Origin of the sequence: Pseudomonas sp. IT-P253, from assembly GCF_949768125.1 — a bacterium.
Lineage (GTDB): Bacteria > Pseudomonadota > Gammaproteobacteria > Pseudomonadales > Pseudomonadaceae > Aquipseudomonas.
Window position 1 is genome coordinate 108,453 of sequence record NZ_CATKPT010000077.1, and the last position, 16,144, is coordinate 124,596.

At 59.7% G+C, this 16,144-nt stretch carries 14 protein-coding genes and 1 pseudogene; 8 read left to right on the forward strand and 7 right to left on the reverse strand.

Annotated features, from left to right (window positions below):
- The first annotated feature begins 56 nt into the window (after positions 1–56).
- Complete coding sequence (locus tag ACM6IR_RS25670) at positions 57–1,082, forward strand: AraC family transcriptional regulator (RefSeq protein WP_414910277.1); 1,026 nt, start codon at positions 57–59, stop codon at positions 1,080–1,082.
- Positions 1,083–1,328: 246 nt separating this feature from the next.
- Complete coding sequence (locus ACM6IR_RS25675) at positions 1,329–2,186, forward strand: TauD/TfdA dioxygenase family protein (protein WP_414910278.1); 858 nt, start codon at positions 1,329–1,331, stop codon at positions 2,184–2,186.
- Between the two features lie 383 nt (positions 2,187–2,569).
- Here the strand turns inward: ACM6IR_RS25675 and ACM6IR_RS25680 are convergent, their stop codons facing one another.
- Positions 2,570–3,658: an SDR family oxidoreductase gene (locus tag ACM6IR_RS25680; RefSeq protein WP_414910279.1), complete on the reverse strand. Its 1,089-nt coding sequence runs from the start codon at positions 3,656–3,658 to the stop codon at positions 2,570–2,572.
- 3 nt (positions 3,659–3,661) lie between these two features.
- Entirely contained in the window at positions 3,662–4,081 is a 420-nt protein-coding gene (locus ACM6IR_RS25685; protein WP_414910280.1) for an ester cyclase, read from the reverse strand.
- Between the two features lie 117 nt (positions 4,082–4,198).
- Here ACM6IR_RS25685 and ACM6IR_RS25690 point away from each other — a divergent pair, with 117 nt between their 5' ends.
- Complete coding sequence (locus tag ACM6IR_RS25690) at positions 4,199–5,080, forward strand: LysR family transcriptional regulator (protein ID WP_414910281.1); 882 nt, start codon at positions 4,199–4,201, stop codon at positions 5,078–5,080.
- Positions 5,081–5,118: 38 nt separating this feature from the next.
- On the opposite strand, the pseudogene ACM6IR_RS25695 reads toward ACM6IR_RS25690, so the two are convergent.
- The 4 genes and pseudogenes from ACM6IR_RS25695 to mhpT form a co-directional block, all read right to left on the reverse strand.
- Positions 5,119–5,235 (reverse strand): annotated as a pseudogene (locus ACM6IR_RS25695) (adenosine-specific kinase); the annotation flags it as partial.
- Positions 5,193–6,104 carry a YeeE/YedE thiosulfate transporter family protein gene (locus ACM6IR_RS25700; RefSeq protein ID WP_414910282.1) on the reverse strand — a complete coding sequence of 304 codons (912 nt, stop codon included), beginning with the start codon at positions 6,102–6,104 and terminating at the stop codon, positions 5,193–5,195. The gene ACM6IR_RS25700 and the pseudogene ACM6IR_RS25695, both read right to left, overlap by 43 nt.
- Positions 6,105–6,604: 500 nt before the next feature.
- On the reverse strand, positions 6,605–6,790 hold the full coding sequence (locus ACM6IR_RS25705) for a hypothetical protein (protein WP_414910283.1): 186 nt from the start codon (positions 6,788–6,790) through the stop codon (positions 6,605–6,607).
- A gap of 49 nt (positions 6,791–6,839) precedes the next feature.
- Positions 6,840–8,057 carry a 3-(3-hydroxy-phenyl)propionate transporter MhpT gene (gene mhpT, locus ACM6IR_RS25710; protein ID WP_414910284.1) on the reverse strand — a complete coding sequence of 406 codons (1,218 nt, stop codon included), beginning with the start codon at positions 8,055–8,057 and terminating at the stop codon, positions 6,840–6,842.
- 345 nt (positions 8,058–8,402) lie between these two features.
- Between mhpT and ACM6IR_RS25715 the strand changes: the two genes are divergently transcribed.
- Positions 8,403–9,710, forward strand: coding sequence for an OprD family porin (locus ACM6IR_RS25715; RefSeq protein ID WP_414910364.1), 1,308 nt, complete (start codon positions 8,403–8,405; stop codon positions 9,708–9,710).
- Positions 9,711–9,771: 61 nt separating this feature from the next.
- On the opposite strand, the gene ACM6IR_RS25720 is transcribed toward ACM6IR_RS25715, so the two are convergent.
- Complete coding sequence (locus ACM6IR_RS25720; RefSeq protein ID WP_414910285.1) at positions 9,772–10,260, reverse strand: MarR family winged helix-turn-helix transcriptional regulator; 489 nt, start codon at positions 10,258–10,260, stop codon at positions 9,772–9,774.
- 213 nt (positions 10,261–10,473) lie between these two features.
- Between ACM6IR_RS25720 and ACM6IR_RS25725 the strand changes: the two genes are divergently transcribed.
- From ACM6IR_RS25725 to ACM6IR_RS25740, 4 genes are all read left to right on the forward strand, one after another.
- A complete protein-coding gene (locus ACM6IR_RS25725) occupies positions 10,474–11,304 on the forward strand; it encodes a p-hydroxycinnamoyl CoA hydratase/lyase (RefSeq protein ID WP_046038330.1) in 831 nt (276 codons plus the stop codon).
- An 83-nt stretch (positions 11,305–11,387) separates the two neighbouring features.
- Complete coding sequence (locus tag ACM6IR_RS25730) at positions 11,388–12,836, forward strand: aldehyde dehydrogenase (protein ID WP_414910286.1); 1,449 nt, start codon at positions 11,388–11,390, stop codon at positions 12,834–12,836.
- An 89-nt stretch (positions 12,837–12,925) separates the two neighbouring features.
- On the forward strand, positions 12,926–14,809 hold the full coding sequence (locus ACM6IR_RS25735; protein ID WP_414910287.1) for a feruloyl-CoA synthase: 1,884 nt from the start codon (positions 12,926–12,928) through the stop codon (positions 14,807–14,809).
- Positions 14,806–16,047 carry a thiolase family protein gene (locus tag ACM6IR_RS25740; RefSeq protein ID WP_414910288.1) on the forward strand — a complete coding sequence of 414 codons (1,242 nt, stop codon included), beginning with the start codon at positions 14,806–14,808 and terminating at the stop codon, positions 16,045–16,047. The genes ACM6IR_RS25735 and ACM6IR_RS25740 overlap by 4 nt, the downstream gene beginning before the upstream one ends.
- Positions 16,048–16,144: the final 97 nt, after the last annotated feature.

Sequence of the window (16,144 nt, forward strand, 5' to 3'; positions counted from 1 at the left end):
TGTCCTGCACTAAGCTTGGCAGGACACAATCTTGTGAAATTGGGACATGAGGACACATGTATACCCTGACGCGAAGTGCCAGCCTTACCAACTATGAGCAGGTTGCCCGTTCAGTGGGGCTCGATCCATTTCGTATGCTGCGTTTGGCCAAGTTGCCAGCCAGTGCCCTCGACGATCCGAATATCATGATCAGTAGCGATTCGGTGGGTTGGCTGCTGGAGGAATCGGCCCGCCTCTCCGGCCAGGAGGCCTTCGGACTGCTGCTCGCGGAAACGCGACACCTATCCAATTTCGGCATGCTCGCGCTACTCATCCGCGAAGAACCGACACTTCGCGCCGCCTTGCAATCGTGCGCGAGCTATATGCGGCTGCATAACGCTGGGGTGGAGTTGCGACTTGAGGATGCAGGCGACCTGGTGCTGCTGCATGTGGGTGTGAAAATGCAGGGCCATCACGGTGTCTGGCGCCAGGCTATCGAACAGTCGACGGGTATTGGATTGCGGACGTTGAGCGTGCTGACGCGCGATATGTTCCGCCCGATAAGGGTCAGTTTTACTCACGAGCGACCTGCCAGCCTTGAAGTGCACCACCGCGTGTTGGGCACAGCTATTGAGTTTTCACAGGAGTTCAATGCCATCGTTTGCCGAAGGCGCGATCTGGACATGCCCATTCCTGCGGCTGACCCCGCGTTGCATCGTGAAATAAAGCGATCGCTGGACATGCAGTTGACTACCCTGCGCGACGAGCCGGCGCAGCGGGTACGCCAGATCGTCAAGATGCTGCTGCCAAGCGGACTGTGTTCTGTCGATGGGATTGCCCAGCATCTTGGCATGCATCGACGCACCCTTAGCCGACACCTGGCAGCCGAGGGAGAAAGTGTTACAACGATCATCAATGCTGTCCGTGCTGAACTCGCCGAAGAGTACCTGGCCAACAGCAAACGCCGATTGTATGAAGTTGCCGAACTCCTCGGATTTTCCTCCGCCGGTGACTTTTCACGCTGGTTCCGCAGCCAGTTCGGCAAGACACCCTCGGATTGGGCCGCCGCCTACCGAGAGAGCAAGGCGACACTGCCGCTTTAACCCGTTGGCCACGTCCCAATACGCGAAGATTTTGTCCCGCAATGCCCATGGCGCTGCTCTCGGGCAATCTACCATGGGGCCGCAATCGCTCTGCCGATCGGGCAAGAGCGTATGCCGGGCGCGCGTATCCCCACTTACCGAACCCGCAAAGACTGGATCAACAATAAAAAACGCCGCCGTGTATCAAGGCACGAATTCACCTGCCCCGCCCACGGTCCGGCCATAAAGCATCGAAACGGAGACGCCATGCGAGTCGAACAACTGACCTGTGCCATCGGCGCGGAACTGCACAACGTGAACCTGGGTGACGCAGTGCGCGATGATGGCTTGTTCAATGAAATTTACGCGGCGCTATTGAAATACAAGGTGCTGTTCCTGCGTGATCAAGATCTGGACAAACTTTCACGTCGCGATCACGAAGCATTTGCCAGCCGCCTCGGCCAGCTTGAAACCCACCCGATGCTCCCAAGCCATCCGCAGGCTCCCGGCCTCGTGCAAATCTACAAGACCCCTGAGAACCCGGCGGATCGCTATGAAAATGCCTGGCACTGCGATGCCACCTGGCGTGAGTCGCCGCCGATGGGCGCGGTGCTGCGATGCATCGAATGCCCTCCGGTCGGCGGCGACACCATGTGGGCCAACATGGTGCTGGCTTATGACAAGCTACCGGCGGACGTGAAGCAGGAAATCGACAGCCTGATCGCCAGCCACAGCTTCAACGCGTCGTTTGCTGCGGCCATGCCCAAGGAAAAGCGCTTGGCGATGAAGGCGCAATACCCGGATGCCGAACATCCGGTCGTGCGCACCCATCCCGAAACCGGTGAGAAGGTGTTGTTCGTCAACGCCTACGCTACGCATTTCGTGAATTACCACAGCCAGGGACGTGTCCGTGTCGGCCAGGACTACAACCAAAAAGGGGTCGATCTGCTGAAGTACCTGATCAGCCAGGCCTACAACCCCGAGTACCAAGTCCGTTGGCGCTGGAAGAAAAACAGCGTGGCGATATGGGATAACCGCTGCACCCAGCACTATGCCGTGATGGACTATCCGCCTTGCCATCGCAAGATGGAGCGCGCGGCCATTATCGGCGATAAACCCTACTGATATGTGAATGGTCCAGAGATCGGAGACGCTTCCGAGCGTCTCCTTTGGGTCGATTTTTGCCTGTCACGAGGGGCCATTTTCATTGCAGCCATTCGCAAACGCTCAGACACTCACTCCCAATCCGCGGAACATATGACTTGAACCGCCTGTCAGGCGCGGACCTGGTCGAATAGCTTTTTCAGAAATACATCGCCCGCCACAGAGTCTGAAAGCAAGCAATGTCCAGACCAATTGTCCCAGGCAGCCGCAAGGTTGAACTCAGCACACTGAAAATTTTGGTGCATTTGCTCACTGACGCCTATGACGGGTGAGCCCGCCCGTTTGAACCCTCGGAGTTTGATCAGCTCTTCAGCTATCGTGACGCATCAGGATTATTTCCCTACTCACAGTATGTTTACGTCCTTGTTCTGGTGTGCGGTCAATGTGGAAGAAGTGCTGTTCCGGGAATTTAAGGTTTGATTCTCAAACCAATCGTGATCGCGGTACCACGCCACCGTGTCGGTGATTGTCAGCTCGAGCGCCCGGAAACTCAGGCCAAGCTCTTGTTCACTCTTGCTGTGGTTGAAACAGGTGCGGTCCTTCTCTCGTACCAACAGGCGCAACGTGGCCATGCTCAGCAGAATGGGCTTGCCGGTAACACGCGCATAAATCTCCTGCACAGCCGCCAAGGCGAATAGAAAGGGGAGCGGTAGTTGTCGAACGGGGGTCTTGACGCCCGCTATACGTCCAAGAATAGGCACCAGCTCACGCATTGTCATATGCCGGCCCGCCGCGAGATAGCGCTCACCTCGCCGCCCATGTTTGGCAGCGGCAATCTGCGCTAATGCCACATCGCGGGCATCAACAACGGAGAAGCTACCGGGGATCAGTCCGGGTAATTTGCCGTGCACGACATCGTTAACCAACTGTCCCGAGGAGGTCGGACCAATGTCGGCAGGGCCCCACATCCAACCAGGCAGGACCATGCAGGCATGCATCTCGGGATGGAGCTCCAGGAACGACAAGACGACACGGTCGGCGATGATCTTGCTACGGTAGTAGTCATCCGCATCGGCGTCGGCCCGCAGACATGTCTCATCGATGGATGTGCCAGGTGCGCCGTCGAGCACGGCAATGGAAGACGTATGGATGAACCGTCGTATACCGGCGCGGTAGGCCTGGTGAATCAGGTCCCGCGTACCGGCGACATTGATCTTTTCGAGTTCCTTCCAGTGGCTGCCACCCTTGTAGTTATCGCGAAAGAACGCCGCGGTGTGAAACACCGTATCGCAACCTTGCAGCGATGCTGCGAATGCGTCGACATCGGCCATGTCCCCGAGGACCAGTTCCACCCCCGGCAAATTGTTGAACTGCTGTTCGCCTTTGGCTCTTGAGCGGACCAGGGCTTTGACCGCGTAGCCATGAGCGACCAATTCACGCACCAGGTTGTTGCCCAGCAAGCCGGTTGCACCAGTAACAAATGCGCTGCGCATGGCTCAACCCTCACCCTGTTCGGCTAACGGCATCAACACCGCACTGTCGAAGAAGGCCTCTTCACGGATGGCCAGTCCGTCTCTGAAGGTGAAGTGTGCGGCGTAGTGCACGGTAATAGGGCGTCCAAGAGGTGGAATCACCCGGCCTGGCAACACCAAGGGTGCGGCGAAGGTGCCGGTCAGGACGGCAGTCAGCGCCAAACGATCATTACCGACGGCGAATGGGCTGAAGATTACTTGGGCATCGGGGAGCGCTTCGAACAATGCGTTCTCTCGTTTGCGCATGGCTTCGCGACCGGTTTGTATCCCCATGCTATCGATGTAGATAAAGTCTTCGCAAACCAGCGCAAGCATCGCCTCCACATCACGGCGATTGAAGGCACTGGCGGCGCGTTCTGCATAGTCGTTGGGGGCAGTAGTCATACAGTCCATTCCATTCGTTTTCGAGGGCTTGTAGATATACCTTTGAGGCATCCCCCGAAAAACAGCGACTACTGCATAATGGATTTGCACATATGCAGACCAGGGAGGATAGGACGCATGGCGTTGCAAGCAAATTGGGACGATCTTCGTCTGCTGTTGGCAGTCTCGCGGCGTGGCAGCTTCCTTCAAGCTGGCCAGTTGCTGGGGATTGCGGCGTCTACTGTGTCCCGCCGCTTGACCCAACTTGAGAGCGCCCTGGGCGAGCCACTCGTCGAGCGGGGCGTTGAAGGATGCTGGTTGACCTCGCGGGGCCAATCCCTCGTGGAAGTTGCCCTGGCGGCGGAGGCGGGCTTGAGGCGTCAAACCGTTGCGGGCATGTCCGGGCTACACACAGAGCTATTTGGCAGTGTCCTGGTCAGTGCAGGAGAGGGATTTTCGACTTGCGTGCTGGAGGCTGCGAGTCGCTTCACCTCACTTCACCCGCGTTGCTCGGTGGAGTTGATGGCAACAGCCGACTTTCACAAGATCGTCCGCGGCGTGGCAGACATTGCTGTACGCACAGCTCATCTGGGCGAACCGTCGCTGATTTACCGACCAATAGGCAGGCTCGCTTACGGTGTTTTCGCCGATGCAGGTTATCTGAAACGGTATCCAGGGGTGACTCCGGCCACTGCGGTCAATATTGCCTTGCTTCCTCCGCTGGACATGTTGCCTCAAATGCGTGCGGCAAAGGCCGCGGGCCTGGAACGCGCGCAGATCAGCATGAATTCGTTCGCGGTTCAGCTCGAATCGGTGCGGCGAGGAATGGGTGTGGCAGTACTGCCCCGTATTCTGGCAAAGGACCTGATCGAGTTGTTCCCGGATCTGCAACTTCCAGATATGGACGTCTATCTGGTGACCCGGCCTCAGGCATTGAAACAGGCTCATATCAAATGTTTTTTTGCCATCCTGGAGCAGGTGCTGCTCGAAGCCCTTTCCATAGCAAATGCGGAAGGTTAACTCTTCGGGGCGACCCGAAATGGGTGCATGGGGGCGCTAGCGAGAATCAATTCAGTTGGATTGGCTGTTGCACAAAAAATACGGCACACCTCTGGAACCATCTTGAGGGTGTTCAACTCGTACCGCGCTTTTTGCACCACAATGACACCAGAATGCCTGTGGCAATCGACACCAGTGGAATGCTTGAAGCAACGCCCAGTGTTGGAAACACCAACAGTATTTGCGAGTCGTTACCGCCGAGCATCATCGAAGCCCCAATCCCCATCAAAATACCCGCCAACAAATGAACGCCAGCCTTTGATGGGGTAAAGGCCTCGAAACGGAACATTTTCCTGTACAGGGTAAAACTCAGCATGCCTGCCAGCAACATAACAAACACCGCAATACGCCGGGCGCTGATTGCCATATCGGCTTGCCAGAACATCTGCGAAACATTGTAAAAGAACACACTAGGTGTCCATAACGGCTCGAACGTATAGAGCGCACTCGTCAACGCACCCAGCAGCATACTGGAGAAAACCAGGTGTTTATTACCATGTATGCCGACCAAAAATATCAGCACCAGCGCCACTACACCGATCAACAGCCAGTAATGGCGGCTGGAAATTTCCGGCATCAGAATGGTCTTCTGTTCGGGCATCATGCGCATGTAATACCAGAGCACGATCCCCAGGACCCAGCCGATCATTGTGAACAGTTTATTGAAATTGCCACAGGCAAACTTGGTCAGCGTGCCTACGCTGCAACCGTTGTTCAGCACCGATGCCACCCCGAACAACAAGCCTCCAGAAACCAGTAAAGGATAGGAAATATCAGGCGAGTACAGCGGCAGGCTGACCTCGGAGAAACGATAGAGCGGGGCCAGCATCAACCCGAACAATCCACACGATGTCAGTGCGACAAACAACGTCGGGCGCCCCGCCAGCAATTGTTCGCTCGCTTTGACCAGGCACATACCCATGCGCTGCGAAACCCAGCCAATCAGGAACGCTAATACCAACGCCATCAGTAAAGAGAAAACCATGTGCGTGCGCCACTGCTGATTTGGATGGGCCGGGCCTCACCAGGCATTAGCGTAGCTCTCGATCAGGCTGCCTGTGTATCTGACACAGCCTGACGGTCGCTTTGTATCATCCCCTGGTTTCGTAGAAGTTGAATGACTGTTCCTCGCCGATTTCTGCCTGCCACCATGAGGCGGCGGCGCCGGTGGCGCAAAACCGGCTCTTTGCAAATGAAACACTGACGAAACATGAGGGGCAGAAACGACCCAGGCTGTGTGAAAACGCACTGAATACGTCGAAAACTGAGCGTTACGGGCGTTGCCTGCGAAACCAGCAGACGGAAGCGCGAATTGCACTAGTCAAATCAAGTCGCTCGTAAATGCTGTTTGGGCCGCGCCAGCGGACCAAACAGTCGCTCACGGACGATCAAGTGTCTGGATTTACGCCCTGATCGCTTCAAGTAGTCCTGCAATGCCGAAGATGCGCATCATTCGTTTGAGGTTGTAGGCCAGCACATGCGGCCTCAAGATTTGATTTCATCATTTACCGGAATGACCGCTTTTGGCTGTGCTGCTTCTCGCATCCAGCACAGCACGAGCACCGCTAACCGGGCAGTTGGTTTGGTGTCCATAAAAATGCCCGGTAAATGGCCGTAATGCTGTTCAGTTAAGGAAATTGTAGGAGCGACATTCGCTTGACTGAACGGCATTGCGGTAAATGGCCGGGCATTTTCACTCCTTAAACCTTGGTAGCGGGGCTCAGTTTGCCGCTTCCGGTTGCGGCTCGGCGATCGCGCCAGTGCGGGCGATCACGGTCAGGATCGACAGCGCGGCGATTACCAACCCTGGTGAAGTTGCCAGCAGCACGCCAGTGGTGCCGGCACCGGCGGCGAGGATCTGGCCGGCGGCCAGGGGACCTGCCACCGAACCGAGCCGGCCGATGGCCACGGCAGCGCCGACACCGGTGGCGCGCACCGACGTCGGGTAGGAAGGGGGCGCCAGTGCATACAGCACAAGCTGTGCGGCCATGACGAACAGCCCGACGGCAAACCCGGCGATTGCCATCGGCACGATACCCACTGACAGGCCGACCCCGGCCAGCGCCGCCAATACCCCGGCGTACACGAACAGGACCACTTTCAAACCGTTGCAGCGGTCCAGCATCACCCCGCCGAGCAGCGAACCAATGGCGCCGCCTATGTTGAACAGCATCTGTACCATGCCTGCCTGGGGCTTGGTGAAACCCTGTTCCAGCAGCAGCGAGGGCAGCCAGTTGAGCAGCATGTACATCACGGTCAGGGTGAAAAAGTAGCTCAACCACAAGGCCAGTGTGCTGCGTGCGCGTCCTTCGCCGAACAGCGCCTGGGCGGTGGACGACCGTGGGCTGGTGGTGGTGACGTGTTGCTGGTGGAACGCAGTGGATTCGGGCAGCAGCAGGGCCATCAGCGGCACCACCAGCAAGGGTGTCAGACCGCCGATGATAAAGGTGGTTTGCCAGTGTTCACTGGAAAACATCGCCACCACTGCCGCCAGCGCGCCACCCAAGGGCACGCCGCAGTACATGACGCTGATGGCGGTGCCGCGATGGCGCTCGCTCACGGCCTCGGCACACAGGGCAATCAGGTTGGGCAGGGCGGCACCCAGACCCAGGCCGGTCATGAAGCGCACCAGCAGCAGGCTGGAATAGCTCTCGACATAGGCGGTGCAGAGCGAGAAGACACCGAACAGCAGCACGGCGCCGACGAGGATTTTCTTGCGGCCGATACGATCGGCCACCCAGCCGCCAAAAAACGCGCCAGGCAGCAGGCCAATGATCCCGGCGCTGAATACCCAGCCCATCATCTTCGGGTCCAGGGCAAAGCTCTGGCGCAATCCTGTGGCAGCGGTGCCGGCAGCCTGCAGATCGAACCCCTCGATCAGCGCAACGATAAAGCACAAAGCGATTGTCAGCGTCGAGCGACGCGATGGACTGTCCATGGGTGAACCTCATTGTTGTTTTTGTTATGCAGTCGAGCCCTCCGTGCGTTGGGTGCGCCGGCAGTGACTGCTGGTGATTAAGATAACAAAGATAACTAAAAAAAGAATGACGTCATAAAATTCACGCAAACATAAAATAAAGCTTTAAAAAACATACTGTTATGGTTAGGTCATAGATAGATAGAAAAAATAGATAATAATATTAATGTTCGATTATCGGTCATCTGCAATTGACGACGACCCTTGGCTGTTTCCATTCTCTGTTCGTGAAGCCGGCACTCCCGTGCGGGTCCGACACCCACAAACAACAATAAAAAATGGATTTCGAACATGCCCAAACGCCCCATGAACACCAGTTCCGTAGCGTCGCTCCCCTGTATTTGCAGTGTCCATCCAGGATGGATCGTGGCGCTGGTTGGTGTCAGCGTTCTGCCCTCTCAGCTGTGGGCCGAGGGGTTAATCGAGGACAGTCACGCAAACTTGACCCTGCGCAATTACTACATTGACCGTGAATACCAGGACGGCGGCGCCAAGACTGCCGCGCGGGAATGGGCTCAGGGTTTCATCATGGGCATGGAGTCGGGGTTTACCGAAGGAACTGTGGGCTTTGGTCTGGACGTGCGGGGGCTGCTGGGGGTCAAGCTCGACTCCGCTCCGGATCGCAGCGGCACTGAACTGTTGCCGGTGTCGGCAAGTGACAAGCGCGCAGCGGATGACTATTCGCGGCTGGCTCCGACGGCCAAGCTGCGGTTTGCCCAGACAACGATCAAGAGCGGCGATGTCTCGATCTTCCTGCCGTTTGCCTTTGCCAGCCCGTCGCGACTGCTGCCACAGACCTTTCGCGGCACCACGCTCAGTTCCAGGGATATCAATGGCCTGACCCTGAACACCGGTTACATCGATCGCATCAACAAGCGCGATTCCACGGACTATCAGGCCATGACCATCGCCTCGCCGAACCGGCGTTTCAACGGCTCTGCCACCACCTCACACTTGGCCTATCTGGGGGGTGATTACCAGGTCAGCAAGGACCTGAGCCTGCGCGCCTACCATGCCGAGGTGACCGACCTGTACCAACAGGACACCCTGGCATTGCTGCATAACCTGCCGCTCGGCGAAGGTGTGTTCACCAGCGACCTGCGCAGTTTTTTCAGCCGCGAGGATGGCAGCGCCAAGGCGGGTGAGGTGGACAACCGCAACCTCTCGGCATTGTTCGGCTACCGCTACGGCGGGCACTGGGTGAGCCTTGGCTACATGCACTCCAGTGGCGACACGGCGACGCCGTACATCTCTGGCACCGAGTTGATGGGCATGAGCGAACTGACCATGAGTTCGGACTTTCTCAATGCCAGGGAGCGCACCTGGCAGGCCATCTACGACTATGACTTCGTCGCCTCCGGCATACCTGGGCTAAAGGGGCGCCTGCGTTATGTGCGCGGCGACAATATCGAGTTGGCCGCCTTCAATGCCGATGACCGCAAGGAACGCGAGTTTCAGATGGAACTGGGTTATGTGATTCAGAGCGGCCCGCTGAAAAACGTCGGTCTGTTGGCGCGCAAGTCGATCTATCGCAATGACTTCCCGGCCGGTACGGCATTCCGCGATGAAAACCAGACCCGCTTCCTGGTGCTCTATACCTTGCCGATCTGGTAATCCCGGGTCCTTCGATATTCCCCGCCGGCCGCCCCTTCTGGAGCGTGCCGGCAGCGTGCGTTCAGTCCTGATAAACCTTTCTCAGCAAGCGCAGCAGCTCCTCGCGTTCTTCGCCGGTCAGCGTTGAAGTGGAGTCGAAATCGCTTTGCGCGGCGATCTGCTTGAGCTCCTTGAGCAAGGTTTGGCCGGTCTTGCTCAGGAAGATTCCATAAGAGCGTTTGTCCGGCTTGCAGCGCACCCGCACCGCCAGCGCGCGGCTTTCCAGTTTATTGAGCAGCGGCACCACCTGCGGCGGTTCGATGGCCAGGGCCCGGGCCAGGTCGGCCTGCATCAGCCCTGGATTCTGGTCGATGATCGCCAGGGCCGAGAACTGCGCGGGGCGCAGGTCGTGGGCTGACAGGCGGCCAATCAGGTTCTGGAACAGTTTGAGTTGGGCGCGCCGCATCGCGTAGCCGATCAGGTCATCCAGTGCCGAATCCAGCGGTGCCTGCATCTCGGCGGTGGCGGACGGGGACTCGCTCTGGTCGGCGAGGGGAGAAGGCTTGGCCATTGCGGGTGAATCCTGAAGAGGTGGCGGTTAACAAGAGTATCTAGTTTGCCGGGGTTGGCCGCTGATAGCTATGCCTGCCGTTCATGGTGGTTGGTTCGGAGGAGATTTCCAGCTGGATAAAAAATGGTTAATTCAATTAATAGTTAATTGACATAACTATATGACTCCTTTAATTTCCAGTCATCTTCAAGTCAAGAACAAGAGAGAAACGCCATGAGCAACTACGAAGGTCGCTGGACAACCGTCAAGGTCGAGATCGAAGAAGGCATCGCCTGGGTCATTCTCAATCGCCCGGAAAAACGCAACGCCATGAGCCCGACACTCAACCGGGAAATGATCGATGTGCTGGAAACCCTGGAGCAGGATCCGGCGGCCGGCGTGTTGGTGCTGACCGGTGCCGGCGAAGCCTGGACCGCGGGCATGGACCTCAAGGAATACTTCCGCGAAGTGGACGCGGGCCCGGAGATCCTCCAGGAAAAAATCCGCCGTGAAGCCTCGCAATGGCAATGGAAACTGCTGCGCATGTACACCAAGCCGACCATCGCCATGGTCAACGGCTGGTGTTTCGGTGGAGGCTTCAGCCCGCTGGTGGCCTGTGACCTGGCGATCTGCGCCGACGAAGCGACCTTCGGCCTCTCGGAAATCAACTGGGGCATCCCGCCGGGCAATCTGGTGAGCAAAGCCATGGCCGACACCGTGGGCCATCGTCAGTCGCTGTACTACATCATGACTGGCAAGACCTTCGGTGGGCAGAAAGCCGCCGAGATGGGCCTGGTCAACGAAAGCGTACCCCTGGCGCAACTGCGTGAAGTCACAGTGGACCTGGCGCGCAACCTGCTGGAGAAAAACCCGGTGGTGCTGCGTGCGGCCAAACATGGCTTCAAGCGCTGCCGCGAGCTGACCTGGGAGCAGAACGAGGACTACCTGTACGCCAAGCTGGATCAGTCGCGCCTGCTCGACACCGAAGGTGGCCGCGAGCAGGGCATGAAGCAATTCCTCGACGACAAGAGCATCAAGCCCGGTCTGCAGGCCTACAAACGCTGAGACTGATAGCCGGATGCATGTCCGCCCCGGCGCTCTGCATCGCTCGAATGTATTCCCGATAAAGACAATAAAGAGGAATCACCATGCTGGACGTGCCCCTGTTGATTGGCGGCCAGTCGCTCCCTGCCCGCGACGGTCGAACCTTCGAACGTCGCAACCCGGTGACCGGTGAAGTGGTATCGCGGGTTGCCGCCGCCACACTGGAAGATGCCGATGCCGCGGTGGCGGCGGCCCAGGCAGCGTTTCCCGCCTGGGCCGCCCTGGCGCCCAATGAACGTCGTACCCGTTTGCTCAAGGCGGCCGAGCAGTTGCAGGCGCGCAGCAATGAGTTCATTGCCGCGGCCGGCGAAACCGGGGCCATGGCCAACTGGTACGGATTCAACGTGCGGCTGGCGGCCAACATGTTGCGTGAAGCAGCATCGATGACCACCCAGATCAATGGCGAAGTCATTCCCTCGGATGTGCCGGGCAGTTTTGCCATGGCTCTGCGTCAACCCTGCGGTGTGGTGCTGGGTATCGCCCCGTGGAATGCCCCGGTGATTCTCGCCACCCGCGCCATCGCTATGCCGCTGGCATGCGGCAATACCGTGGTGCTCAAGGCCTCCGAGTTAAGCCCGGCGGTGCACCGCCTGATCGGCCAGGTCTTGCAGGATGCCGGGGTAGGTGATGGCGTGGTCAACGTCATCAGTAATGCCCCGGCGGATGCCGCGGCGATTGTCGAGCGGCTGATCGCCAACCCGGCGGTGCGGCGGGTCAACTTCACAGGTTCGACCCGTGTCGGGCGCATCGTCGGCGAACTCTCGGCGCGCCACCTCAAGCCGGCCTTGCTGGAGTTGGGTGGCAAGGCGCCGTTGCTGGTGCTTGATGATGCCGACCTGGATGCGGCGGTGGAGGCAGCCGCTTTCGGCGCGTACTTCAATCAGGGACAGATCTGCATGTCCACCGAACGGTTGATCGTCGATGGGAAGGTCGCCGACGCCTTTGTCGCCAAGCTGGCGGCCAAGGTCTCGACCCTGCGCGCCGGTGATCCCGCGCTGGCGGATTCTGTGCTCGGTTCGCTGGTGGATACCAGTGCCGGAGTGCGCATCAAAGGGTTGATCGACGATGCCCTGGCCAAGGGCGCGCGGCTAGTGGTTGGCGGACAGCTGGACGGCAGCATTTTACAGCCGACCCTGCTCGATGGTGTCAACGAGACCATGCGTCTGTACCGTGAGGAGTCCTTTGGCCCGGTGGCGGTGTTGTTGCGCGGGGAGGGCGATGAAGCGCTGCTGCGTCTGGCCAACGACTCCGAGTTCGGTTTGTCGGCGGCGATTTTCAGCCGTAACACCGGGCGCGCCCTGGCGCTGGCCCAACGGATCGAGTCGGGTATCTGCCATATCAATGGCCCGACCGTGCACGACGAAGCGCAAATGCCCTTCGGCGGGGTCAAGTCCAGCGGCTACGGCAGCTTTGGCGGCAAGGCGTCCATCGAGCATTTCACCCAGTTGCGCTGGGTCACCCTGCAGCATGGACCGCGGCATTACCCGATCTGAACGGCAGAAATAACAATAAAAAGGCTGCCGCCACCACCATGCCCATTCGTGCGGCTTGGTGGTAGCGTGCCTTGATGGAGAACAAGCACGTGAGTTCCGAATTCAGATCGCAACCCCACACCGAGGCCAGTGCGCCGCGCTACCGTCACGTGTCCGTCGGTCGCGCAGCGGTCGAGGTGACAGAGCAGCAGGGCGCGTTGCACATGCGTTCCCTGGAGCCATTGGCCGACTATCCGCCGCGACTGCTTGACCGTCTGGTGCATTGGGCTCGGGTGCGTCCCGAGCAGACTTTTATCGCCGCCCGCCAAGCCGACGGTGACTGGCGCCGGATCAGTTACGCCCAGATGCTCGACAGTGTCCGGGCCATCGCCCAAAGCCTGTTGAGCTACGGCCTGTCGGCGGACAAACCGCTGGTGCTGCTCTCGGGCAATGACATCGAGCATTTGCAGCTCGCCTTCGGCGCCCTGTATGCGGGCATTCCTTACTGCCCGGTGTCGCCGGCCTATTCGCTGTTGTCCCAGGATTTCGCCAAGCTGCGTCACGTCTGCGACCTGCTGCAGCCTGGCCTGGTGTTTGTCAGTGATGCCGCGGCCTACCGGCGTGCCATCGAGGCGGTGCTGCCGGCTGAAACGCCCATGATTACCGTCCGGGGGGGAATTGCGGGACGCCGCCAGGTCAGCTTCGCCAGCCTGTTTGAGCAGCCGGGCGGTGCCGAGGCCGAAGCCGCGTTTGCCAGCACGGGGCCGGACAGCATCGCCAAGTTCCTGTTCACCTCCGGTTCGACCAAACTGCCCAAGGCGGTGATCACCACCCAACGCATGCTGTGCTCTAACCAACAAATGCTGTTGCAGACGTTTCCGGTGTTCGGCGAAGAACCGCCGGTACTGGTGGACTGGCTGCCGTGGAACCACACTTTCGGCGGCAGCCACAACGTCGGCATCGTGCTCTACAACGGTGGCAGCTTTTACCTGGACGACGGCAAGCCCACGGCGCAGGGTTTCGCGCAGACCCTGCGTAACCTCAAGGAAGTGTCGCCCACCGCCTATCTGACCGTGCCCAAGGGCTGGGAAGAGCTGGTCTCGGCACTGGAGCAGGACGCGGAGCTGCGGGAGATCTTTTTCAAACGCATCAGCCTGTTCTTCTTTGCCGCCGCCGGTCTGTCGCAAAGTGTCTGGGACCGGCTCGACCGTGTCGCCGAACAGCACTGCGGTGAGCGTGTCCGCATGATGGCCGGGCTCGGCATGACCGAGGCTTCACCGTCCTGCACCTTCACCACCGGGCCGTTGTCCATGGCCGGTTATGTCGGCCTGCCGGCGCCTGGTTGTGAGGTGCGTCTGGTGCCGGTGGACGGAAAACTGGAAGGGCGCTTTCGTGGGCCGCACATCATGCCCGGCTACTGGCGGTCACCGCAGCAGACCCTCGAAGCGTTCGACCCGCAGGGCTTCTACTGTTCCGGTGATGCGCTCAAGCTCGCCGACCCGCGCGATCCGCAATTGGGGCTGATGTTCGATGGGCGCATCGCCGAAGATTTCAAGTTGTCATCCGGGGTGTTTGTCAGTGTCGGGCCGTTGCGCAGCCGCGCGGTGCTCGAAGGTTCGCCCTATGTTCAAGACTTGGTGGTGACCGCGCCGGATCGTGAATGCCTGGGCGCGCTGGTCTTTGCGCGGATGTTTGAGTGTCGACGGCTCTCAGGGCTTGCCGCCAGTTCCAGTGACACCGAGGTGTTGGCCAGCGCGCCGGTGCGCGAGTGGTTCGCCGGCTGGTTGCAGCGACTCAATCGCGAGGCCACGGGCAATGCCAGTCGCCTGGAGTGGATTGCCTTGCTCGATGAGCCGGCGTCCATCGACCGGGGGGAAATCACCGACAAGGGCTCGATCAATCAGCGTGCGGTATTGCAGTGGCGTGCGGAGCAGGTCGAGGCGCTGTATCGCGGGCTCGATCCGGCCATCCTGCGCGCCGGGGCGAAGTCGTGAGCGCAGGCGGGCAGTACTCGGCCTTTGCCGATGCGGCAATTTTCGATGCGGTGCGAACGCCGTGGGTGGATCTCGGTGGGGCATTGGCCGAGGTTTCGCCGATCGACCTGGGCATCAAGGTCGGGCGCGAAGTGCTGGCTCGCGCGGGAGTCGATCCGCTGGCAGTCGACAGCGTGCTGGCGGGTTCCATGGCCCAGGCCAGCTTCGATGCCTACCTGCTGCCACGGCACATCGGCCTCTACAGCGGCGTGGCGCAATCGGTTCCGGCACTGGGGGTGCAGCGCATCTGCGCTACCGGTTTCGAACTGCTGCGCCAGGCCGCCAGGCAACTGGGTGACGGCGTGCAATTGGCGCTGTGCGTGGCCGCCGAATCGATGTCGCGCAATCCGATTGCGGCCTATACCCATCGAGGTGGCTTCCGCCTTGGCACAGAAGTGCAGTTCAAGGATTTTCTCTGGGAGGCGTTGTACGACCCGGCTCCCGGGGTGGACATGATCACCACCGCCGACAACCTGGCGCGGCGTTATGGGCTGAGTCGCGAAGCGGTGGACGCCTACGCCTGCACCAGCCACCAGAGGGCGTTTGCGGCACAACAATCGGGCTGGCTGGCACCCGAGATCGTTGCCGTGGGGCATCAGGTGTTTGAGCTGGAAGGCTATCAGCCACGCGGCATCCGCCTGTCACGCGGTGCCGACACGGTGAGTGAAGACAGCCACCCACGGCCCGGAGAGATCGCGGCTTTGGCCCGGTTGCGCACCGTGCACGAAGGCGGGGTGCAAACCGCCGGCAACAGTTGTGCGGTGGTCGATGGCGCGGCAGCGGCCCTGGTCGGGCGCGCTTCGGCCTGTCGGGATACACCGTTGGCCTTGCTGCGGGCCTGCGCGGTGATCGGGGTGGCGCCGGAGTTTATGGGCATCGGTCCGGCACCGGCGATTCGCCTGCTGTTGCAGCGCAGCGGCTTGAACCTGGAGCAGATCGACCGCTTTGAAATCAATGAAGCCCAGGCCGCCCAAGTCCTGGCGGTGGCACAGGAGCTGGAACTGGACCGTTCGCGCCTGAACGTCCAGGGTGGTTCACTGGCGCTCGGACATCCCTTGGCCGCCAGTGGCTTGCGTCTGGTGTTGACCCTGGCGCGACAACTGCGTGAGCACAATCTGCGTTACGGGGTCGCCGCGGCCTGTGTTGGCGGCGGGCAAGGCATGGCGCTATTGATCGAAAACCCGGCCTGGCTCGCCTGAGATTTCGTCGGCTGATGGGCAAGCTGTGTTTTCTGCCAATGAAAATCCACCAGAAGTGGTCAGCGGTTCTGGTAAGTCCCATCGTTCATACGAATAA